23 protein-coding genes are annotated in these 20,105 nt (G+C 72.3%); all 23 read right to left on the reverse strand.

Annotated elements, in window-relative coordinates:
* Positions 1 to 14: 14 nt before the first annotated feature.
* Positions 15 to 998, reverse strand: a complete 984-nt coding sequence (locus CLV35_RS02635; protein ID WP_183061623.1) for an OmpA/MotB family protein — start codon at positions 996 to 998, stop codon at positions 15 to 17.
* 4 nt (positions 999 to 1,002) lie between these two features.
* The gene (locus CLV35_RS02640) at positions 1,003 to 1,773 is read right to left on the reverse strand and encodes a motility protein A (protein WP_231121397.1); all 771 of its coding nucleotides are present in this window, start codon (positions 1,771 to 1,773) and stop codon (positions 1,003 to 1,005) included.
* A gap of 3 nt (positions 1,774 to 1,776) precedes the next feature.
* Positions 1,777 to 2,076, reverse strand: coding sequence for a flagellar FlbD family protein (locus CLV35_RS02645; protein ID WP_121191858.1), 300 nt, complete (start codon positions 2,074 to 2,076; stop codon positions 1,777 to 1,779).
* 283 nt (positions 2,077 to 2,359) lie between these two features.
* Complete coding sequence (locus CLV35_RS02650; protein ID WP_121191859.1) at positions 2,360 to 3,619, reverse strand: flagellar hook protein FlgE; 1,260 nt, start codon at positions 3,617 to 3,619, stop codon at positions 2,360 to 2,362.
* Positions 3,620 to 3,685: 66 nt separating this feature from the next.
* Positions 3,686 to 4,132, reverse strand: a complete 447-nt coding sequence (locus CLV35_RS02655; RefSeq protein WP_121191860.1) for a flagellar hook assembly protein FlgD — start codon at positions 4,130 to 4,132, stop codon at positions 3,686 to 3,688.
* Between the two features lie 13 nt (positions 4,133 to 4,145).
* Entirely contained in the window at positions 4,146 to 5,813 is a 1,668-nt protein-coding gene (locus tag CLV35_RS02660; protein ID WP_231121497.1) for a flagellar hook-length control protein FliK, read from the reverse strand.
* 2 nt (positions 5,814 to 5,815) lie between these two features.
* Positions 5,816 to 6,919, reverse strand: coding sequence for a transglycosylase SLT domain-containing protein (locus tag CLV35_RS02665; RefSeq protein ID WP_231121399.1), 1,104 nt, complete (start codon positions 6,917 to 6,919; stop codon positions 5,816 to 5,818).
* Positions 6,916 to 7,356: a hypothetical protein gene (locus CLV35_RS02670; protein ID WP_121191862.1), complete on the reverse strand. Its 441-nt coding sequence runs from the start codon at positions 7,354 to 7,356 to the stop codon at positions 6,916 to 6,918. Before CLV35_RS02670 ends, CLV35_RS02665 begins: the two co-directional genes overlap by 4 nt.
* 1 nt (position 7,357) lies before the next feature.
* On the reverse strand, positions 7,358 to 8,689 hold the full coding sequence (locus CLV35_RS02675; protein ID WP_231121401.1) for a FliI/YscN family ATPase: 1,332 nt from the start codon (positions 8,687 to 8,689) through the stop codon (positions 7,358 to 7,360).
* On the reverse strand, positions 8,686 to 9,360 hold the full coding sequence (locus CLV35_RS02680) for a FliH/SctL family protein (RefSeq protein WP_147431852.1): 675 nt from the start codon (positions 9,358 to 9,360) through the stop codon (positions 8,686 to 8,688). Before CLV35_RS02680 ends, CLV35_RS02675 begins: the two co-directional genes overlap by 4 nt.
* Positions 9,344 to 10,348 (reverse strand): flagellar motor switch protein FliG, encoded by a 1,005-nt coding sequence (gene fliG, locus CLV35_RS02685; RefSeq protein ID WP_121191864.1) that lies wholly within the window; start codon positions 10,346 to 10,348, stop codon positions 9,344 to 9,346. Before fliG ends, CLV35_RS02680 begins: the two co-directional genes overlap by 17 nt.
* A gap of 176 nt (positions 10,349 to 10,524) precedes the next feature.
* Positions 10,525 to 12,171 carry a flagellar basal-body MS-ring/collar protein FliF gene (fliF, locus tag CLV35_RS02690; RefSeq protein ID WP_121191865.1) on the reverse strand — a complete coding sequence of 549 codons (1,647 nt, stop codon included), beginning with the start codon at positions 12,169 to 12,171 and terminating at the stop codon, positions 10,525 to 10,527.
* Positions 12,171 to 12,491 (reverse strand): flagellar hook-basal body complex protein FliE, encoded by a 321-nt coding sequence (gene fliE, locus CLV35_RS02695; RefSeq protein WP_231121403.1) that lies wholly within the window; start codon positions 12,489 to 12,491, stop codon positions 12,171 to 12,173. The genes fliF and fliE overlap by 1 nt, the downstream gene beginning before the upstream one ends.
* Positions 12,488 to 12,835, reverse strand: a complete 348-nt coding sequence (locus tag CLV35_RS02700) for a flagellar basal body rod protein FlgC (RefSeq protein ID WP_121192315.1) — start codon at positions 12,833 to 12,835, stop codon at positions 12,488 to 12,490. Before CLV35_RS02700 ends, fliE begins: the two co-directional genes overlap by 4 nt.
* 59 nt (positions 12,836 to 12,894) lie before the next feature.
* Positions 12,895 to 13,251 (reverse strand): flagellar basal body rod protein FlgB, encoded by a 357-nt coding sequence (gene flgB, locus CLV35_RS02705; RefSeq protein ID WP_121191866.1) that lies wholly within the window; start codon positions 13,249 to 13,251, stop codon positions 12,895 to 12,897.
* Positions 13,252 to 13,384: 133 nt separating this feature from the next.
* On the reverse strand, positions 13,385 to 14,398 hold the full coding sequence (locus tag CLV35_RS02710) for a glycosyltransferase family 2 protein (protein ID WP_121191867.1): 1,014 nt from the start codon (positions 14,396 to 14,398) through the stop codon (positions 13,385 to 13,387).
* Positions 14,392 to 14,736, reverse strand: a complete 345-nt coding sequence (locus CLV35_RS02715) for a hypothetical protein (protein WP_121191868.1) — start codon at positions 14,734 to 14,736, stop codon at positions 14,392 to 14,394. The genes CLV35_RS02710 and CLV35_RS02715 overlap by 7 nt, the downstream gene beginning before the upstream one ends.
* A gap of 6 nt (positions 14,737 to 14,742) precedes the next feature.
* Positions 14,743 to 15,132 (reverse strand): flagellar export chaperone FliS, encoded by a 390-nt coding sequence (fliS, locus tag CLV35_RS02720; RefSeq protein WP_121191869.1) that lies wholly within the window; start codon positions 15,130 to 15,132, stop codon positions 14,743 to 14,745.
* Positions 15,133 to 15,179: 47 nt separating this feature from the next.
* The gene (gene fliD / locus CLV35_RS02725) at positions 15,180 to 16,751 is read right to left on the reverse strand and encodes a flagellar filament capping protein FliD (protein WP_121191870.1); all 1,572 of its coding nucleotides are present in this window, start codon (positions 16,749 to 16,751) and stop codon (positions 15,180 to 15,182) included.
* Positions 16,744 to 17,094 (reverse strand): hypothetical protein, encoded by a 351-nt coding sequence (locus CLV35_RS02730; RefSeq protein ID WP_121191871.1) that lies wholly within the window; start codon positions 17,092 to 17,094, stop codon positions 16,744 to 16,746. Before CLV35_RS02730 ends, fliD begins: the two co-directional genes overlap by 8 nt.
* Before the next feature lie 143 nt (positions 17,095 to 17,237).
* Positions 17,238 to 18,053 carry a flagellin N-terminal helical domain-containing protein gene (locus CLV35_RS02735; RefSeq protein ID WP_183061625.1) on the reverse strand — a complete coding sequence of 272 codons (816 nt, stop codon included), beginning with the start codon at positions 18,051 to 18,053 and terminating at the stop codon, positions 17,238 to 17,240.
* Between the two features lie 221 nt (positions 18,054 to 18,274).
* Positions 18,275 to 19,090: a flagellin N-terminal helical domain-containing protein gene (locus CLV35_RS02740; protein ID WP_121191872.1), complete on the reverse strand. Its 816-nt coding sequence runs from the start codon at positions 19,088 to 19,090 to the stop codon at positions 18,275 to 18,277.
* Positions 19,091 to 19,202: 112 nt separating this feature from the next.
* Positions 19,203 to 20,048 (reverse strand): phosphatase PAP2 family protein, encoded by an 846-nt coding sequence (locus CLV35_RS02745; RefSeq protein WP_183061627.1) that lies wholly within the window; start codon positions 20,046 to 20,048, stop codon positions 19,203 to 19,205.
* Positions 20,049 to 20,105: the final 57 nt, after the last annotated feature.

The raw sequence follows: 20,105 nt of genomic DNA on the forward strand, positions 1-20,105 counted from the left end.
GTGGTTGCGGGCGGCTAGTGGGTGCCCGTCCCCGCGTCGGCCTTCTTGTTGGCGGCCACCTCGTCGGCGATCTGCTGGTCGGCGTCCGCCGACGTCGAGGCTGCAGCCAGCTTCGAGGCCTCCGACTCGCTGAGCGAGTCGGCGGAGTCCTTGTTGACCGCATCGGCGAGCACGACGATCTCCACGCGGCGGTTGAGGGTGTTGGCCTCCGCGCTGGTGCCCGGGTAGAGCGGGTTCTGCTTGCCGTTGCTGGTGCACGTCATGCGCGCCTGGTCGATGCGCTCGGTCCGGGCGAGGTAGTTGACGACGTTGCACGCCCGGTCGCCGGCGAGGTTGTACTCGCTGGCGTAGCCCTTGGGCGACGACATGGTGGTGTCGGTGTTGCCCTCGACCGACAGGTCGTTGTCGACCGTGCGCAGCACGGGGGCCAGCGTGTGGATGATCTTCTGCCCGCCCGAGCGCAGCACCGCGCTGTTGGCCTCGAACACCACCTCGTTGGTGATGACCGTGACCACGACGCCGCGGGCGGTGACCCGCGTGTTGACCGTGCTCTGCAGCCCCTTCTTGGTCAGCTCGGCGTCGAGCTTCTCCTTCAGCTGCTCGAGCTTCTCGGCCTTCTCCGAGGCGGCCGCCAGCTGCTTGGCGAGCAGCTTCTTGGTCGCCGCGTCGACGGCCGCCTTGCTCGGCGAGCCGGCAGCGCCGGTGACCGTCGCGACGGCCATGTCCACGGCCTGCGGCTGGGTGCCCGGGTCGTTGAGGACACCGGTCGAGCCGCTCAGTCCGCCGAGCGGCGAGCCGAAGCCCTTGGCCATGCCGTCCTTGAGCGCGTCGAACTTCTGCTGGTTGACCGAGCTGATGGCGTAGAGCACGACGAAGAGCACGAACAGCAGGGTGAGCATGTCGGCGTAGCTGAGCACCCAGCGCTCGTGGTTCTCGTGCTCCTCCTCGTGCCCGCCCTTGTGCTTCTTGCCCTTGGCGTGGCCGGCGTGCCCGCTCACGGCGTCACGCCGCCTTCTTCTCGACCTCGCCGCCACCGGGCAGCAGCGACTTGAGCTTCTGCGCGACGACGCGCGGGTTCGACCCGGCCTGGATGGCGAGGATGCCCTCGACGACGAGCTCCATCTCGGCGCACTGCAGCTCGGAGATGCGGGCGATGCGCTTGCCGATCGGGAACCACAGCACGTTGGCCGAGCAGACGCCCCACAGGGTCGCGATGAACGCGCCCGAGATGGACTCACCGAGGGTCTCGGGCTTGTCGAGATTCTCGAGCACGTGCACGAGGCCCATGACGGTGCCGATGATGCCGATCGTCGGGCCGTAGGCGCCCGCGTCGTTGAACCAGTTCTTGCTCGCCTTGTCGCCGCCCTTCTTGGCGGTGATCTCGGCCTCGAGGATCTCGCGCAGCTCGTCGGGGTCGGTGCCGTCGATGGCCATCTGCAACCCCTTCTTCAAGAAGTCGTTGTCGATGTCCTTGGACGCGTCCTCGAGGGCGAGCAGGCCCTCGCGGCGGGCGCGCTCGGCGAGCTTGACGATGTCGTCGACGACGCCGTTGCTGTCGATCGCCTTGGCGGTCAGCGCAGCGATCGCGGCCTTGACCGCGCCGATCGTGTCCTTGAGCATGCCGGACGCGAGGCAGGCGCCGATGGTGCCGCCGAACACCAGGATGATGGCCGGGATCTTGAGCATGGACATCGGGCTGCCGCCCTCCATGATCGTCGACACCATGATGCAGACGAAGCAGAGGACGATGCCGGCGAGGGCTGCGGGGTCCACGGGTCAGCCCTCTCGGGTCGGCAGCGGCACGAGGTGGCCCCTGCGGTGCTCGGTGTCGCGGCGGGACTCGTCGCCCGGGCGGGCGGCGGGCGGGTAGGTCCCGTCCTCCATCGCCTGCGCGCCGGCGATCACCGAGGCGCGGAAGTCGCGGATGAGCCCGACGATCTCGTGGATCGACTCGGCCACGACGTACTTCGTGCCGTCGACGAGGGTGATCACCGTGTCGGGGTTCGACTCGGCCCGCTCGATGAGGTCGGGGTTGAGCGCGAACGCCGCTCCGTTGAGCCGGCTCAGCACGATCATCGCCTGTCCCCCTCTCCTGGTAGGTGCGGTGCTGCCCGGACGGCAGGTACGCCGTGGGCGGCGCAGGCGACCGCGTACGGTCCTCCTGCTCCTTCCTCATCGGCGCCGCGCGCCCGGGCCTGAGGTCCCGGGCCCAAGTGCCCGTCCCCGAACGGGCGAACGCGGCCGGGCTGGTACGCGGTGGTGCGCCCGCGGCGCCAGGGCCCGCGGGCGCCGGCGCAGCGCGCGTACGAAGCAGCCCCCCGCGCCGTCGGGCGCGAGGGGCTGCTGCTGAGCTGGAGCGCTATCGCTTGAGGTTGACCAGGTCGTTGAGGATCTCGTCGCTGGAGGTGATGACCTTCGAGTTCGCCTGGAAGCCGCGCTGGGCGACGATCAGGTTGGTGAACTCGGCGGCGAGGTCGACGTTCGACATCTCGAGGCTGTTGCTGACCAGGGCACCGCGGCCGCTGCCGCCCGGGGCGCCGAGCTCCGGCGTGCCCGAGTTGACGGTGTCGCGGAACATCGTGCCGCCGACCTTCTCGAGGCCTGAGGGGTTGTTGAAGTTCGCCGTGGCGATCTGGGCCAGTGGCTGCTTGAGCCCGTTGGTGAAGACACCGATCAGCGTGCCGTCGGGGGAGATCGTGAAGGACTGCAGCGAGCCCATCGCCGAGCCGTCCTGCGCCTCGACCTGGAAGGTCTTGTCGCCGCCGTACTCCTTGAGCTTGCCGACGTTGAGGGCGACGTCCTTGCCCCACGGGGTGGCGATGGTGAGCGCCTGGGTGGGCGGCGTGCCCGCGGCGGCCGGGCCGACCAGCGTGCCGGTGGCCTTGTCGAACTTCAGCGCGAGGTTGGCGGCCGGCGTGGTGGTGTCGGTGCCGTCGATCTTGACGGAGACGGACCAGTTGTCGATGTAGGGGTCGGCCGCGGTGCCCGTGCCGGTCGTCGCGCCCTTGGTGAGCGAGTAGACGATCTCGTGCGAGTTGCCCTGCGGGTCGTAGTAGGTGTCCTTGCCGTTGATCGGGTCGGTGCTGTCGGCGGGCAGGTTGCCCTTCCACGACGCGTTGGCCGTCGCGCTCGGCGCGAGCAGCGACCCGGTCGGCAGCTGGATGTCGCCGACGGCGCCGTTCTTGTCGATGGCGCCGTTCACGCCGCTCCAGCCCTGCACCAGGCCGCCGGAGCTCGTGACGAGCCGGCCGTCCTGGTCGAACGAGAAGGAACCGTTGCGGGTGTACATGTTCTCGCTGCCCTGCTTGATGGCGAAGAACCCGTCACCCTGGATCATCAGGTCGGTCGAGCGGCCGGTCGACTGCGTCGAGCCCTGGTTGAAGTTCGTCGAGATGCCGCCGAGGCGCACGCCCAGGCCCACCTGCGAGGGGTTCGTGCCGCCGATGCCGTCCTGCGGCGCGCCGGCCGAGCGCATCATCTGGCTCAGGGTGTCCTCGAAGACGGTGCTCGAGGACTTGAAGCCGGCGCTGTTGACGTTCGCGATGTTGTTCGCGGTGACGTCCATCATGGTCTGGTGCTGCTTCAACCCGCTGATGCCGGTGAAGAGTGAGCGCAGCATGGGGTGCTCCCTGCGGTTCGGACTGGGCTTTCGGAGTGTGGGGCTTCCGGCTGTGTGCCGGGACGACTACGCCGTTGCGGGCGCGGCCGTCACCTCCTTGACGGAGGTGAGCGGAACATCCTTGTCCCCGACACGAAGCACCGGTCCGTCGGCGCTGAAGCGGGCAGAGCTGACGACGCCTGTCACGTCGACGTTGTCGGCGCCCGGGTAGGTCACGCTGCGACCCACCATCGAGCTGGCCGCCTGGAAGTTCGAGGCGGCGATCATCGAGGCCTGGCCCTCGGCGATGGTCGTGAGCTTCTCGACCGAGGTGAACTGCGCTGTCTGCGCCATGAACTCCGAGCTGTCCATCGGCTTGCTCGGGTCCTGGTACTTCAGCTGGGCGACGAGCAGCTTGAGGAACGCGTCCTTGTCGAGCTCGTCGTTCGAGGTCTTGGGCTTCTGCTCGCTCGGTGCCTTCGCCCCGAGGACGTCGGCGATCGGCGTGTAGCTGCTCGTCGGTGCGACCGCCATGACCCGTCTCCTCTCAGACCCGGATGTCGAGTGCTCGACTTCCTGCAGAGAGGTTCGGTGCCGCGTCGCTCTGGCTTGATGACACGCGAGAGTGACGCGCGTCGTCGGTGGGACGCTGCTGCCCGGAGCGGGACGCGCCGCGGCCGTCGCCGCCGTCCCCGGGCTGGCCGGCGCCGCCGCTCGCGCTCTCGCGCGACCACGATCCGGCCGACTCGCCGCCGACGTCGAGCGACCCGGCGGTGATGCCGGCGTCGCTGAGGTCGCGGCGCAGGTCGTCGAGCGAGCCGCGGAGGGCGTCGCGCCCCACTTCGGTGGCGCCGTGGAGCTGGAGGTGGATGGTGCCCTCCCGCAGCTCTGCGGTGATCTGCACGGCGCCGAGCTCGGCCGGGTGCAGCTGCAGGACCATGCGGTGCACGCCGTCGGGCGAGTGGCGCAGCGGCGCGACCGCCGCCAGCATCTGGGCCGAGACCTCGGTGGGCGTCGCGTAGGGCGCCAGCACCGTCGGGTTCGCCGGCGTGGCCGCCGTCGTCCCGGTCACGGGGGCGGGTGCGGCCAGGTGCGCCGGCAGGGTCGGCGCGGGGGCCTGCGGCGCCTGCTCGTGGAGGGCGGGTGCCGGCGCCTGCGGTGCGGCGGGGTCGGCCGCCGGCGCGGGAGCGGCAGGTCCGGGCGACGCGACCGCCGTGGTGGCGTCGGCCGCGTGCTCACGGGGTGCGCGGGCGGGGTCGACCGTCGGCGTCGTGGGCGTCTGCGCTGACGCGGGTGCTGCAGCTGCGGCGGGCACGGGGGTCGTCGCGACCGGCGCAGCGCCCGGCTGCGTCGGGGCGGCCGCAGGGTCCGGTACGTCTGCGGCCGCGGCCGCCGGGACGGCGGCAGCGGTCGGGGCGACCGGCACCTGCAGCGCTGCGGGCGCCCGGTCGGGACCGGGGGCTGCAGCGGGAGCGGAGCTCGCGGCCACCGTCGCCGTCGCCACGGTGGTCGCCTGACGGGCCGGGGGCTGCGGCGTACGCGTCGCGCGGGTCGCCGGCACCGGCCCGGCGGCCTGGGTGGTCGGGGTGGGCTGGGTGGTCGGCGTGGGCTGGGTGGTCGGCGTGGGCTGGGTGGTCTGCTCCGCAGTCGGGACCGCGGCTGCGGCCTGCGGCTCGGCGGTGACGCCGGCGACCGGCTGCGCAGCAGCGGCCGGAGCCGCGGCCGGGACGGTCGCGGGGACGGGCTCGGTCGCCGGCGCGGGACCGGGCGGCGGGACCGCCTGCGCACGCGCCAGCTGGACCGGCATCGGCTGGGGAGCGGAGGCGACGGGCGGCGCAGCGGCCGGTGCCGCGTCCGCGGGGACGGCCACCGGGACGACGGGCGCAGCGGCGGCGGCACCGGCGGTGACCCCGGCGGCGGCCGAGCCGGCCGGCGCGGTGTCGCTCTGGGCGTCGGCCAGCGAGGCCATGAGGTCGGTCACGACCGAGGCGAAGTCCTTGCCGTCGGCGGCCTCAGCCGCCGTGTGGTCCTGCTCGTCGGAGGCTGCGGCCTTGCCCCGCCCGGTCGGGGCGGCGTTGCGCGACGCGTGCGCGTGCCCGTGCGCACGCGCTCCCGCCTGCTGGTGCCCGAGGGACGTGCCGCCGGCCGGCGATGCCGCCTTCTTCGGCGCTGCCCCACCCGCAGGCGCGGGCAGGGTCAGGGGCGCGGGCAGCATCGTCACGTGGAAACCTCCTGCATGGCAGCGCGCACTCTGGCGACGTATGCCTTCGTCTCTCCGTACGGCGGGACGCCGCCGTACGAGCGCACAGCCGCAGGTCCTGCGTTGTACGCCGCAAGAGCGGTGTCGACGTCTCCGGAGTAGTCCTTGAGATAACCGGCGAGCAGCGTCGCAGCACCGCGTACGGCCTGGCGCGGGTCGCTCGGGTCGACCCCGAGCCCGGCGGCCGTGGACGGCATGAGCTGCATGAGCCCCACGGCCCCCGCCGGGCTCGTCGCGTCGCTGCGGAAGCCGGACTCCGTCTTGGCCACCGCGGCGAGCAGCGCCGGTGAGACGCCGGCGCGGGCGCCCTCCGACTGGAACAGCGCGGAGTACGGCGTGCCGGTCAGTGCACCCGCCGCGCCGGTCGCCGCCGTGGCCGAGGGACCCGAGGGCAGCACCCGCCGGATCACCGACGGCGTCGCCCACACGTCGGAGACGCGCACCTTGGCGCCGGTGTGCGGCGCCTCGACCATCTTGCCGCCGCCGGCGTAGATCGCCACGTGGGTCACCGGCGAGTGGAAGAAGAGCAGGTCGCCCGGCTGGGCCTGCGCCAGCGAGGGGATCTTCTCCCCCACCTTCGACTGGTCGGCGCTGACGCGCGGCAGGGTGACGCCGAGCTTGCCGTAGACGAGCTTGGTGAGCCCGGAGCAGTCGAGCCCCTTGGCGGGGTCGGTGCCGCCCCACAGGTAGGGGATGCCGAGGTAGTCCTTGGCCAGCGAGACAGCGACCGAGCCGGTCGAGCCCGCGCCGGTCGCCGACGCGGTGCCGCTGACTCCGGCGGTCGAGCCGAGGGCGCCGACGCCGAGGGCGCTGCTGCTGCCGAGCCCGAGCACGCCGTCGGAGCCCTCCGACCCGTCCGACGACGGGTCGGAGGAGCCGAGCGCGGAGGCCAGGCTGTCGGAGAAGCTGCCGGTGGCGGCCGACGCGGTGAGGCCCAGCGAGCCCGAGAGCGGCTTCGCGACGTTGCCGCCGGCGGCCAGCGTGCCGATGCGGGCCTGGATGGCCGCGATGCGGGCCTGCACGTCGGTCATGCCCGAGGGCGCAGCGGCAGCGACGCTCACGACGGGTCCTGCTCTGCTGCGGCGCGGCGGCGGCGCGCGACCGAGGCGAGGTCGTCGCGCTCGGCGGCGTCGGCGGCCTCCTCCGCGGCGCGGGCCTCTGTCTCGTGGCGCGTGACGACCCGGTCCACGCCCTCGGCCCGGCCGGCGGCCTCCGACCAGACGGCGAGGCGGGTGTCGACGGTGGCGCGCGCCTCGACGGCGCGGCGGCGGGCGGCGAAGGCGTCCGCAGCGTACGACCGTCCGGCCACCAGGCTGGCGACGAACGTGCGCGGGTCGCCGTCGACCGGGCCGGACCGGGTGGCGGCGGCCTCGCGCGCGGCGGCGTTCTCCTCGGCGAGCACGGCGAGCGCCCGGGCCGTGACGACCTCGGCGCGGGCGATGTCCTCCTGGATGCGGCGTACGCGGAGCAGCGTCGCGAGCGGGGAACGGCGGGCCACGTCAGCCTCCCGCGATCAGCGTCTGGAGCCGGTCCCACGCCTCGGCGGCGGGGGTGACGTCGGAGACCTCCTGCTGGAGGAAGCCGAGCAGCTGAGGCAGCAGCGCGACGGCGCGGTCGACCTCGGGGTTGCTGCCCGGCGAGTAGGCGCCGATGTCGATGAGGTCCTTGGCGTCGCGGTGGGCGGCCAGCAGCCGGCGCATCTCGCCGGCCGCGAGCTTCTGGCCCGGGTTGGTGACGGCGCCTGCGACGCGGGAGATCGACTCCAGCACGTCGATCGAGGGGAAGTGGCCTGCAGTGGCCAGCTTGCGGGTCAGCACGAGGTGGCCGTCGAGGATCGAGCGGGCCGCGTCGGCGATGGGCTCGTTGTGGTCGTCGCCGTCGACGAGCACGGTGTAGAGCCCGGTGATGCTGCCGGCCTCGCCCGGCCCGGCGCGCTCGAGCAGCTTGGGCAGCAGGGCGAAGGTGCTCGGCGGGTAGCCCTTGGTCGTGGGCGGCTCGCCGGCCGACAGGCCGACCTCGCGCTGGGCCATCGCCACGCGGGTGAGCGAGTCCATCATGAGCACGACGTCGGCGCCGGCGTCGCGGAACGACTCGGCGATGCGCGTAGCCGTGAAGGCGGCGCGCAGGCGCACCATGGGCGGCTCGTCGCTCGTGGCGATGACGACCACCGAGCGGGCCAGGCCCTCGGGGCCCAGGTCGTTCTCGAGGAACTCCCTCACCTCCCGGCCGCGCTCGCCGACGAGGCAGACGACGCTGACCTGCGCCTCGGTGCCGCGCGCGATCATCGAGAGCAGCGTCGACTTGCCGACGCCGGAGCCGGCGAAGATGCCCATGCGCTGCCCGCGCCCGATGGGCGTCAGGGTGTCGATGGCGCGCACGCCGAGCGAGAGCGAGGCGTCGACCCGGCCACGGCGCAGGGGGTGCGGCGCGCTGCCGGCGACCGGCGCGTACGGCACGCCGACGAGCTCCGGCCCGCCGTCCATCGGGCGGCCGAGCCCGTCGAGCACGCGGCCGAGGAGCTGGGGGCCGACCGGCACCTGGAGCGCGCCGCCGAGGGCGACGACCGGGGAGCCGACGCGTACGCCGGCCATCTCGCCGAGCGGCGTGCACGAGAGCGACTGCTCGCCCAGGGCGACAACCTCGGCCAGCAGCGGCTCGGGCGTGCCGGGGACGGTGATCGACACGACCTCGCCGACCGCGGCGTCGACGCCGGACACCGCGACCTCCAGGCCGACGACGCGCGAGACCCGGCCGCTGCGGACCGGAGCCGCGGCCCCGACCGCCTCGGCGAGCAGCGCCTGCAGCAGCGGAGGGGCCGACAGCACGCTCACGGCGACAAGATCTCCTTCACCCGGGCGAGCGCGGGGGCGATCCGCGCGTCCAACGTCGTTGCTCCACACTCGGCGACCGAGTCGCCCGACCTGAGCGACGGGTCGGCGACCAGCGTGACGACGTGCGTGCCCACGGGCAGCCCGTCCTGCGAGAGCCCGTGCAGCGTGGCGGCGTCGTCGGGGTTGAGGCGCACCAGCACCTGCGACACCTCGGCGGGCGCCGCGGCGAGCGCGCGCTGCACCGCGTCCATGCCCGGCGTGCGGGTGGTGCGCAGGTCGTGGGCGACGAGCGCCTCGGCGACGTCGTACGCGGTGGTCGCGATCAGCTCGCACGCCGCGTCGACCTGCGGTGCCGACCGGCGGGCGAGGTCGGCGGCGGCCTGCTCCAGCACCGCGAGCGCGGCGTCGAGGCGCGCGGCCTTGGCCTGGTAGCGCGCCTGCTCCTGGGCGATGAGCGTCGCGGTCTGGTCTGCGACGGCAGCAGCGGCGGCACGGTGGCCGGCGGCCCAGCCGACCGAGAACCCCTCGGCCTGCGCCTGCTCGCGGACCTTCTCGGGCGAGACGGTCGCGGCGGCGAGGCGCTGGTCGATCTGCGCGGCGCGCACGGCGGGCGCGGGGTCGAAGGCGGGGCGCCGCTCGACGCCGGGGAGGAACTCAGTCGATGAACTCATCGTCGCCTCCCCCACCGGGCCGGCGGATGACCAGCTGGCCGCTCTCCTCGAGCTTGCGGATCGCCTGCACGACCTTGGCCTGCGACTCCTCGACCTGCTTGAGGCGCACCGGGCCGAGCATCTCGACCTCGTCGGCGAGGTTCTCGGCCGCGCGCTCCGACAGGTTCTTCATGATCTTGTGGGAGACGTCCTCGCGGACGCCCTTCAGCGCGACGGCGAGGTCGCCGGTCTCGACCTCGCGCAGCACGAGCTGGATCGACTTGTCGTCGATGGTCACGATGTCCTCGAACATGAACATCTTGCTGCGGACCTCTTCGGCCAGCTCGCGGTCGAGGCCCTCGAGACCTTCGAGGATCATGCGCTCGGTCGAGCGGTCGGAGCGGCTGATGATGTCGACCAGCGGCTGGAGGCCTCCGACCGCGGTCATCTCCGCCGGCTGCAGCACCGACGAGAGCTTGCGCTCGAGCATGTTCTCGACCGCGCGGACGACCTCGGGCGAGGTGCGGTCCATGACCGCGATGCGGTGGGCGACGTCGGCCTGCATGTCGGGCGAGAGCCCGCTCAGGATCACCGAGGCCTGGTCGGCGCTGATGTGCGCCAGGACGAGGGCGATGGTCTGCGGGTGCTCGTCGTGGAGGAACGAGAGGACCTGGCGCGGGTCGGCGCGGTGCAGGAACTGGAAGGGCAGCTCGGCCACGGCGGCCGAGAGCCGGTACATCAGCTCGGTGGCCTTCTCCTCGCCCATGCTGCGGGCGAGCATCTCGCGGGCGAAGTTCGAGCCGCCCTGGGCGTAGAACGAGCGCGCCTTCGCGATGCCGTGGAACTCGTGGAGGATGTCCTTGGCCACGTCGCCCTCGACGTCGCGCATGCGCATGATCTCGGCCGTGATCTCCTCGACCTCGTTCTCGCGCATCTTCGAGAGGATCTTGGCGCTGGCCTCGGGGCCCATGCCGACCAGCAGGATCGCGGTCTTCTGCAGACCGTTCATCTCAGGCACCGCGGAGTCCTCCCGTCGTGGTCGTCGTGGCGTCGTGCGTCGCGCTCATGCCCTGGGCATCGGCAGCCGGGGCGTGCCGGTCAAGCCCCCGGGCCCCACGACGTCGTGGTCCTCGGTCGCCGCTCTGGGGCGACCAGGGACCACGACGTCGTGGGCGGAGGGTGGGGTCAGGTGCGGCGGTCGGCGAGCCAGCCGCGGAGCAGCTGGGCGACCTCTTCGGGCTGGCTGTCGACCATCTCGCCGATCTCGGTCCGGACCCGGGCGAGCCCCTCGCCGTTGTCGTCCTCGGGCTCGGCCGCGCCGATGGCCAGCTGGCCGGGTGCGCCGGTCAGCATGAGCTGGGCCTTCTCGGCCTCCAGCTCGGCGTTGCGCCGCTCCAGCTCGTCGAGCCGCTCGAGCTCGGCGCGCGAGACCGGCATGCGGGTGCGTGCCTTCTTCGACTTCAGCCAGGTCATCAGCAGCGTGAGCAGCAGGGCGAGGACGAGGACGCCGGTCTTGGCGTACTTCATCATCTGGCCCTTGCTGGCCAGGGCGGCCTGCGCCTTGGCGGCCTGCGCCGCCTGGGTCGCGGCCGAGGTGTTGAACTGCATGGTCGAGACCTGGATGGCGTCGCCGCGCTTGGTGTCCAGGCCGGCGGCCTGGGTGACCAGGGACTGGATCTCCGAGGTGTTGACCGACTTGGCGGCCGAGGCGTCCAGCACGACGGCGATGCTGAGCTTGCGCACGTCGCCGGGGGCCTTGACCTTGACCTCCTGCACGGTGCCGAGCGCGTTGTCCCGAGCCGACTTCTCGTGGGTGTAGCCGTTGCCGGGCGTGGCGCCCGGAGTGGCTCCGGGTGCCGGCGTCGCGCCGTTGACACCGATGTTGTCCGGGCCCATGACGCCGCTGACGGCCTGGGAGTCGCCGGCGTACTTCTCGACGTCGCTGCTCTCGGAGATCGCCAGCGGGGTGCCGGTCGGCGCGACGTAGGTGTTGCTCGTGGTCTTGGTGTTGTCGTAGTCGAGGTCGGCGTTGACCCGGACGACCGCGGCGCCGGGCCCGACGATCGGGTCGAGCAGCGTCTGCAGCTTCTGGACCATCTCGTCCTGGTAGGCGAGCGTCTGCGCGGAGCGCTCGTCGGCGCTGGCCGCCCCGCTGCCCGAGGTCGAGCTCAGCATCCGGCCGGTGGCCGCGTCGGTGACCGTGACGTCCTCGGGGCTCATGCCCGAGACGCTGGCCGCGACCAGGTGCGTGATCGAGTTGACCTGCGAGCTGGTCAGCGTCGCGCCCGACTTCATGGTCATCAGCACCGCGGCGGTCGGCTTCTGCGTGTCGTCGGAGAAGACGTCCTGCTTGGGCACCGCGATGGTCACGCGGGCGTCGCTCACCCCGGCGATCGCCTTGAGGGTGCTCGCCGCGTCGATCTCGGTCGCCTGCTTGAGCGCGGCGTCCTGCTGGAGCTGCGAGGAGGTGACCGACATGCCGGTGAGCACGGAGTAGCCGTTGTCGGTGCTGTCGTCGATGAGGCCGGCGCCGGCCATCTGCAGCTTGAGCGCCGACACCTGGTCGGAGGGCACCAGGATCGTGGTGCCGCCGTTCTGGAGCTGGTAGGCGACGCCCGAGCTCTGCAGCTGGGTGACGACCGCGGCCGCGTCCTTCGCCGAGAGGTTGACGTAGAGCGGCTCCATGGCGGTGCCGCCGGTCAGCTTCGAGAAGAAGACGCCGCCGAGCAGCAGCACGACGACGGCCACCATCGTCACGGCCTTCTGGCCGGGGGTGAAGGAAGCGAACGCCTGCCACGGCTTGTCGGCGATGCGCTTGAGGTTCTTCGGCATCAGGCCTGCATCCTCATGATCTCGTTGAAGGCACCGACAGCCTTGTCACGCAGGGCGACGGTGAGAGAGGTGGCGAGCTTGGCCTCGGCGGCGGCGACGGTGTAGTCGTGCACGTTGGTGAGGTCGCCGGTCGCGGCCTGGACCGCGAGGGTGTCCTGCTTGGTCTGCGCGTTCTGCAGGCTCTGCAGGCCCTGGGCGAGGATGGAGCCGAACGACGCGCCGGAGTCGGAGCCCGCCCCGACGCCGCCTGCCGCGCCGGCGCCGGCCGCCTTCGTGACCCCGCCGAGCGCGCCGGCGAAGCTGATCGGTGCGATGCTCACACGCCACGACCGACGGAGATGGCGCCCTGGTAGGACTCCTGGGCGGCCTCGACGACCTTGAGGTTGGCCTGGTAGCCGCGCTGGGCCATGATCAGCTGGGTCATCTCGCTGCCGAGGTCGATGTCGGGCATGCGGACGTTGCCGTCCGCGTCGGCCAGCGGGTTGTCCGGGTCGCTGACGACCCGGCCCTGCGCGTCGCCGAGGGCGATGCCGCCCACCTGCACACCACCCGCGCCGGAGCCGTAGTCGACGGCCTGCGCCACGACGTACCGCGCCTGGAAGGCGTTCTCGCTCGTGCGGCGTGCGGTGTTGATGTTGGAGATGTTGTCCGAGACCGCGTCCATCCACTTGCGGTCGACCGTGACGCCGCTCGCGGCCGAGTCGATCGCGTTGAAGATCCCGGTCACGCGGCACCGCCGATCGAGGCCTTGATGAGACCGAACTGGTCGTCGACCGCGCGCATCATCAGCGAGTAGGACAGCTGGGTCTGGGCGCTCGAGAGCGTCTCCTCGTCGAGGTTGACGTTGTTGCCGTCCTCGCGGGTGGGCTCGATCGAGCGGGCGACCGAACCGGTGACCGACGCGGCAGCGCCGGCGTCGCCGGACTGGACCGCGGAGCGCAGCGCGTCCTCGAACTGGACCTTGTTGGCCAGGAAGTGGGGCGTCTGGAGGTTCGCGACGTTGTCCGCGATCGCGCGCTGGCGCATCGCGTACCCGTCGAGCGCGCTCTTCAGGGTGACGTTCGTGACGTCGTCAAACACGGCCGCAGGTCTCCCGGGTAGGAAGCGGTCGCCGAGTCCTTGGCTGGTGGAGTGAGCAATCCGTGCTCCACACCAACGTCGGGGCGCGGGACCCGCGGCTTGAGCCCTTCGACCTCGCTCGATCGGGCGAGCGTCAGCGCGGCTGGGGCACGCGGGCGCGCAGCGAGCGCAGCAGGGAGCGCAGCTCGTCGAGCTGGGCCTGCGGGTGGCGGCGGCCGGCGGTGTCGACGACCTCGTCGACGCCCTGGAGCAGGTCGTGAGCGCGCTCGACCTGCCCGAGCTGGGCGAGCGCCTGCGCCTCCAGCCAGTCGCAGTACGCGCGGGGCGCGCCGCCGGCGCGCAGCTCGCCGACCAGGTGCAGGACGACGGAGTCCATCCCGGCTCCGAGCAGCAGCCGGGCGAAGGCGTCGGTGCCCTGGAGCGCCTGCGGCGTGCCGGGCGCGAGGGAGCGCAGCGCCTCGAACGCGTCGACGGCCTCCTGGAGCCGGTCGGCGCCGACCAGGCTGCGGCCGAGGTCGAGCAGGACCTGGGCGACCCGCGCCGGGTCGGGGTGGGGGGTCGCGGCGAGGGCGTCGAGGTCGGCCTGGGCCAGGGCGACGTTGCGCACCGACTTCGCGGCGCGGACCTCCCCGGTGGCGTAGCCGGTGTGGTCGAGGTGCAGGACGCCGGCCGGCACGTCGGCGACCGGGAGCCCAGCACCCGTACGCGCCACCAGCCGCTCGTGCACGCGGCCCTCCCAGCGCGCCACCGCGGGGCGGAACAGCCGCTCGGCGCGGTGGGTCCAGGCGCCGCTGTCGGCGTCGTTGCGGATGGACACGGCGTACGCGTCGGCGCGCCCCGCCGTCAGCAGCGCCCGCAGCGCGTCGACGTCGGCCTCGACGCGCTCGTCGGCGTCGATGCTGAGCACCCAGCCGCTGGAGACGCCCTCGAGCGCGGCGTTGCGGGCGGCGGCGAAGTCCCCGGTCCACGGGCCGGAGGCGACCTGCGCGCCCCAGGCGCCGGCGAGCTCGCGGGTCGCGTCGGTCGAGCCGGTGTCGTGCACGCGCACGGCGTCGAGCAGGCCGGCGTCGCGCAGCGGCTCGAGCGAGCGCAGCGCGCCCGGCAGCGCGGCGGCCTCGTCGCGCACGATGAGGACGACGCTCAGCACGCCCGGTCCACCAGCTGGGCGCGGGGGCGCACGCGCCCGGTCTCGATGCGGTCGGTCAGGGCCGACTGGCGGCCCAGGTCACCCAGGCGGCGGGTCATCCGGGCGGCGACGTCGAGCTGGCGGGCGTGGATGCCGCGGGCGCGCTCGACCATGTCGGGCGGGATCGGCGGCAGCGCCGGCGGGCGCCAGGTCGTCTCACCGGGCAGCCCGGCAGCGGGCAGCGCGTCGGCGCGCAGCATCGCCTCGGCACGGTCGACCTCGAGCTCGAGGTCGTCGAGCGCCGCGCTCCACGCGTGCGACCACTCAGCCCCGACGGCGGGGCTCCGCTCCGGTGACACGGCGGGTCACGCGCTGGCGAGGGCGGGAGCGGCGGCCTTGGCGGCCTCGTGCCACGCGTCGCGCAGCGGCTCCACCTGGCGGCGGACGGCGGCGGTGCGCTCGGGGTCGCGGCGCACGTTGGCGCCGAGCAGCTCGGTCAGCCACCACCCGTACAGCGCGTGCAGGCCGGCGGCACCCTCCCAGACGTCGAGCTTCAGCGTGACCCGCAGCTCGGTGATGATGTCCTGGGCGTGCGTGAGCTGGGCGTGCGCGACGTCGAGGTCGCCGCTGCGCTGCGCGTTCTCGCCGCGGGTGAGGTCGAGCACGAGCCGGTCGTAGAGCATGGTGAGCAGCCGGGCCGGGCTCGCGTGGAGGATGCCGTCGTCGGCGTAGCGGCGGGACGCGTTCGCGTACATCGGGGAGTCCTTCGGAGTTCGGGGAGCGGGTGCGGTGAGGGGCTGGACTAGCCCAGGCCGGCGAGCTGGCCGGCGAGCCAGTTGCCCTGGTCCTTGAGCTTGCCGAGCGCGACCTCGAGGGCGCTGTACTGCTTCTGCAGCGAGGTCTTCTTGTCGGCCAGGCGGACGTCCCAGCTGGCGATCTGCGTGTTGAGGTCATCGACCGAGCTCTGCCGGCCGTTGATCGCTCGTGTGAGCGATCCGTTCGACGAGTCGGTCGCCGCCTGCGCCACGTTGGCCAACCGCTGGGCCAGGCCCGCGTTCACCGTGATCGTGGCCGTGCCGGTGGCCGTGGCGTTGACCGACAGGCCGGCGCCGAAGGAGTCGAGGTCGGTGACGGTGAGCACGTTGCCCGCCCCCGTGGTACCCAGCGCGGGCTTGCCCACCGGGCTGATCGTGCCGGTCACGCCGGCGCCGGTGGAGCTGTCGGCCAGCGCGCTGACGGACACGGTGTAGGTGCCCGGCTGGGTGCGCTGGGTCGCCGAGGAGAAGGTGATGGCGGGGTTGTCGGTGGTCGCGGTGGCGCCGAGGAGCTTCTTGAGCCCGTCGGGGTTGCTGGCCAGCGTCGCCTTGAACTTGGCGCTGTCGAAGGTCAGCTTGCCGTCGCGCGAGAGCTGGACGCCCGCGTCGGCCGCCGACATGCCGCCGGTGGCGGACAGCCCGATCGCCGAGGTGATCTGCTGCGAGAGCTGGCGCACGGTGAAGTCGCCGCTGAGCGGTGACCCCTTGTTGTTGGCAGCGTCGTACTTCGTCTGGGCGGTGATCGTGGAGATCGCCGCGTTCGCCGCGTCGACCAGCTTCTGCATGTTGCTGGTGACGGTGTCGGCGTCCTGCGACACCGAGAGCGAGATGTCCTGGTTGGCGACCGCCGTGGGCTTCACCGTGAACGTGAGCCCGGGCGTCACGTTGCTGAAGGTGTTGGTGGACGAGCGCACGACCGCGGTCGAGGCGCCCGCCAGCGCGATCTTCGCGTCCTGGCCGGGCTGCGTCGTGGTCATCGCCGAGGTGAGGCCGCCGAGGCTGAAGGCGCCGGCCTCGCCGGTCTTGCTGTTGGAGACCTGGAGCCGGAAGGTGCCGTCGCCCATCGAGATCGCGGCGGCGCGCAGCCCGAGGTCGGAGCGGCCGTTGATGGCGTCGACGAGGGAGCCGAGGCTGCTGTCCTTGGGCGTGAGGTCGGGCATCGCCTTGCCGCCGACGGTCACGGTCACGGCGGAGCCGGTGGTGGCCGCGTCGCCGAGGCCGCCGAAGGAGTCCGAGAGCTGCACCTCGCTCTTGGCGGTCTGGAGCAGCTTGAAGTCGAAGGTGCCCGCCTTGGCCGAGCTGGTCACGCTGGCGGCGACGTCGGTGCTGCTCGAGGTGGCGCTCATGACGTCGAGGGCCGTGGAGCTGCTCATCGCCTGCGCCGCCGTCATGAGCGACGACATGGAGGTGTTGACGGTGCGGTAGCTCGAGATCGCCAGCTGCTGGTCGCTGACGCGCGACTTGAGCTGGTTCTGGGTCGTCGACTCCGCGCTGATCAGCGAGTTGATCAGCGAGGTCGTGTCGAGACCGCTGACGAGTCCGTCGATGCCGCTAGCCATCACTGTCCTTCTTGCGCAGGCGCCACAGCGCTGACTCGAGCATGACGAGCACGCCTTCGGGTGGTGACTGGTAGATCGGCTCGCCGGTCCGCGGGTTTAGCACCCGGACGACGTTGATCCCCATCTCACCCGCACGGCTGTCGCGGCGCACGACCTGCACGTCGAGCTGCGAGGCCGGGGCGAGCTCCGGCGAGGGCTCTTCCCGGGAGCCGTGCGGCGCGGGCGCAGCGGCGCCGGGCGGCGCGCTCTGGGGCGGGGGCGGCGGCGGGCTCTGGGGCTGGCGCGGCCAGCCACCGGCGTACGCGCCGGAGCTCCGTGCCACCGGGTCGACCGGTTCGACCATGACCTTCCCCCTGTGGGTCCAGCCGGCCCGCGTTCGGGTCCGGCCGCCTGAGATGGCGGTGGGGAGGGACCGGCGTCCGTGCCGGCCCCTCCCCACCCCCAGCGGTGCGAGCTACGAGCGCGCCTGGTCAGCGCGCGACGGAGCTAGCGGAGCAGGCTCAGCACTCCCTGGGAGGACTGGTTGGCCTGCGACAGCATCGACGTGCCCGCCTGCGACAGGATCTGGTTGCGGGTGAACTTCGTCATCTCCTCGGCCATGTCGGTGTCGCGGATCCGCGACTCCGACGCGGAGAGGTTCTCCGTCGCCACGTTGATGTTGTTGATCGCGTGCTCGAACCGGTTCTGGAACGCACCGAGCGTGGAACGGGTGCTCGACACGGTCGAGATCGCGGCGTCGATCGAGGCCAGCGCCGCCGAGGCGTTGTTGACCAGGTCGATCCCCGTGACCCCCAGGCCCGAGGCGCTCATGTCACCGACACCGGTGACGTCGATCGTCTCGCCGGCGTTCGCGCCGACCTGGAAGGTGCCCGAGAACGAGCCCGCGAGCAGCTGCTGCGAGCCGAACTTGGTGGTGCTCGAGATGCGGCTCAGCTCCGCGGAGAGCTGGGTCACCTCGGTGTTGGCGGCGGTACGGGCGCTCGAGTCCTGCGAACCGGTCGAGGACGCCTGCACAGCCAGGTCACGCATGCGCTGCAGGATCGCGTGGCTCTCGCCCAGCGCACCTTCAGCGATCTGGACGACGCTGACGCCGTCCTGGGTGTTGCGGGCGGCGACCTTGAGGCCACCGATCTGCGAACGCAGGCCCTCGGAGATCGAGAGGCCGGCAGCGTCGTCCGCGGCGCGGTTGATGCGGAAGCCGCTCGACAGCTTCTCCAGCGACTTGCCCATCTGGCTGTCCGTCACGGAGAGGTTCCGGTAGGCGTTCATCGCCGCGACGTTGGTGTTGACGCGCAGTGCCATGGCACTTCCTCCTTGAGATGCAGCTACTCCGACCCATCCGTGGGCCGGACCCTCACCTCATCGACCCGGCCACCGGGCGTCTGAAAGGCCGGCACTGCTGCAGACGGGTGGTCTCGGGCCCCCGCGCGGGCTCCGGGCAACGACGCGAAGGGCCCGCAGCAGCTGCTGCGGGCCCTTCGGGTGTCAGTCGTGCGTCCCCGCGCCGTCGCGGAGGACCACTACTAGCGGAGCAGGCTCAGCACTCCCTGGGAGGACTGGTTGGCCTGCGACAGCATCGAGGTGCCGGCCTGGGAGAGGATCTGGTTGCGGGTGAACTTCGTCATCTCCTCGGCCATGTCGGTGTCGCGGATCCGCGACTCCGACGCGGAGAGGTTCTCCGTCGCCACGTTGATGTTGTTGATCGCGTGCTCGAACCGGTTCTGGAACGCACCGAGGGTCGAACGAGTGCTCGACACGGTCGAGATCGCGGCGTCGATCGAGGCCAGCGCCGCTGAGGCGTTGTTGACCAGGTCCACGCCGGTGACGCCGAGGCCGGAGGCGCTCATGTCGCCCACGCCGGTGACGTCGATCGTCTCGCCCTGGTTCGCGCCGACCTGGAAGGTGCCGGAGAACGAGCCGTTGAGCAGCTGCTGCGAGCCGAACTTGGTGGTGCCCGCGATGCGGGTCAGCTCGGCGGAGAGCTGGGTCACCTCGGTGTTGGCGGCGGTACGGGCGCTCGAGTCCTGCGAGCCGGTCGAGGACGCCTGGACAGCCAGGTCACGCATGCGCTGGAGGATGGCGTGGCTCTCGGAGAGAGCACCTTCAGCGATCTGGACGACGCTGACGCCGTCCTGGGTGTTGCGGGCGGCGACCTTGAGGCCACCGATCTGCGAACGCAGGCCCTCGGAGATCGAGAGGCCGGCGGCGTCGTCCGCCGCGCGGTTGATGCGGAAGCCGCTCGACAGCTTCTCCAGCGACTTGCTCATCTGCCCGTCGGTGACCGAGAGGTTCCGGTAGGCGTTCATCGCCGCGACGTTGGTGTTGACGCGCAGTGCCATGGCACTTCCTCCTTGAAAGTTGTTCACCGGCCCGTCCGTGGGCCAGCACTCCTCTCATCGGTGGAGCGTGCAGGCGGCTGAGGAAAGCCCGCCACTCGTCCGGGTGAACCGCTCAGGCGACGGCGACCGGCGTGCGCTCGTCGGGACGGTGCGCAGTGCCCGCACCACGGCGTACGCGGTGGCGCAGGGCGTCCCAGCCGGCCAGCAGCGCGAAGGTGAGCAGCAGCAGCACGACCGACACGGCACCGTCGGCCCAGTAGTGGTTGCCGGTCACGACCACGACCGTGGCCATGGTCAGCGGGTGCAGCACGCTGAGGTAGCGGCGCCAGGTGCGGCCGAGGCGGATGAAGGTGACCGCGAACAGCACCGACCAGCCGACGTGGATGGAGGGCATGGCAGCGAGCTGGCTGATGGCGCCGAGCCCGCCGGCGTCGTAGACCGACTGGCCGAAGAGCGTCGGGGTGTCGACGACCAGGTGCCCGGGCAGCAGCCGCGGCGGCGCGACGGGCACGACCTGCACGGCCGTCGCCATCAGCGTGAACACGATGATGGTCAGCCGCAGGCGCGGGTAGGCGTCGCGGTGGCGCAGCCAGACCCACGCCAGCATCGCGATCAGCACGTTGAAGTGGCCGTAGATGTAGTAGGCGTTGGCGACCTGCGTCAGGTGGGGGTGGGGGAGCAGGTAGCTCTGCAGCCAGTCCTCGCCCGGCACGTGCAGCCGGCGCTCCCACTTCCAGATCGACTGCCCGCGCGAGATGGCGGCCGCGCGGTCGGTGAGCGTGTAGGCGCCGACCACGCCCCAGAGGCCGTAGAGCGTCACCATCAGCGCCGACTCGCGCAGCGCGAGCGAGGCGAAGCGCGCCCAGCGGGTGCGCGGCAGCATGAGCACCAGGCTGAGCGTGATGAGCACGAGCGCGATCTCGAGAGCGGTGTGCCACCCGAACGACAGGTGTGGCATCCGACCTCCTCGAGCGCTGAGGCCGACCATGATGCCAGGCGCTCGCTGGAGTGCCGG

This window comes from Motilibacter peucedani (assembly GCF_003634695.1).
GTDB lineage: Bacteria > Actinomycetota > Actinomycetes > Motilibacterales > Motilibacteraceae > Motilibacter > Motilibacter peucedani.

What these genes read in the sequence shown, in the direction of transcription:
- CLV35_RS02740 (WP_121191872.1), bottom strand. Translation starts at nt 19,090, where the DNA reads ATGGCACTGCGCGTCAACACCAACGTCGCGGCGATGAACGCCTACCGG.
- CLV35_RS02730 (WP_121191871.1), bottom strand. Translation starts at nt 17,094, where the DNA reads ATGGTCGAACCGGTCGACCCGGTGGCACGGAGCTCCGGCGCGTACGCC.
- CLV35_RS02745 (WP_183061627.1), bottom strand. Translation starts at nt 20,048, where the DNA reads ATGCCACACCTGTCGTTCGGGTGGCACACCGCTCTCGAGATCGCGCTC.
- fliD (WP_121191870.1), bottom strand. Translation starts at nt 16,751, where the DNA reads ATGGCTAGCGGCATCGACGGACTCGTCAGCGGTCTCGACACGACCTCG.
- CLV35_RS02735 (WP_183061625.1), bottom strand. Translation starts at nt 18,053, where the DNA reads ATGGCACTGCGCGTCAACACCAACGTCGCGGCGATGAACGCCTACCGG.
- CLV35_RS02680 (WP_147431852.1), bottom strand. Translation starts at nt 9,360, where the DNA reads ATGAGTTCATCGACTGAGTTCCTCCCCGGCGTCGAGCGGCGCCCCGCC.
- CLV35_RS02645 (WP_121191858.1), bottom strand. Translation starts at nt 2,076, where the DNA reads ATGATCGTGCTGAGCCGGCTCAACGGAGCGGCGTTCGCGCTCAACCCC.
- fliS (WP_121191869.1), bottom strand. Translation starts at nt 15,132, where the DNA reads ATGTACGCGAACGCGTCCCGCCGCTACGCCGACGACGGCATCCTCCAC.
- CLV35_RS02650 (WP_121191859.1), bottom strand. Translation starts at nt 3,619, where the DNA reads ATGCTGCGCTCACTCTTCACCGGCATCAGCGGGTTGAAGCAGCACCAG.
- CLV35_RS02655 (WP_121191860.1), bottom strand. Translation starts at nt 4,132, where the DNA reads ATGGCGGTCGCACCGACGAGCAGCTACACGCCGATCGCCGACGTCCTC.
- CLV35_RS02700 (WP_121192315.1), bottom strand. Translation starts at nt 12,835, where the DNA reads ATGGACGCGGTCTCGGACAACATCTCCAACATCAACACCGCACGCCGC.
- CLV35_RS02660 (WP_231121497.1), bottom strand. Translation starts at nt 5,813, where the DNA reads ATGCTGCCCGCGCCCCTGACCCTGCCCGCGCCTGCGGGTGGGGCAGCG.
- fliG (WP_121191864.1), bottom strand. Translation starts at nt 10,348, where the DNA reads ATGAACGGTCTGCAGAAGACCGCGATCCTGCTGGTCGGCATGGGCCCC.
- fliF (WP_121191865.1), bottom strand. Translation starts at nt 12,171, where the DNA reads ATGCCGAAGAACCTCAAGCGCATCGCCGACAAGCCGTGGCAGGCGTTC.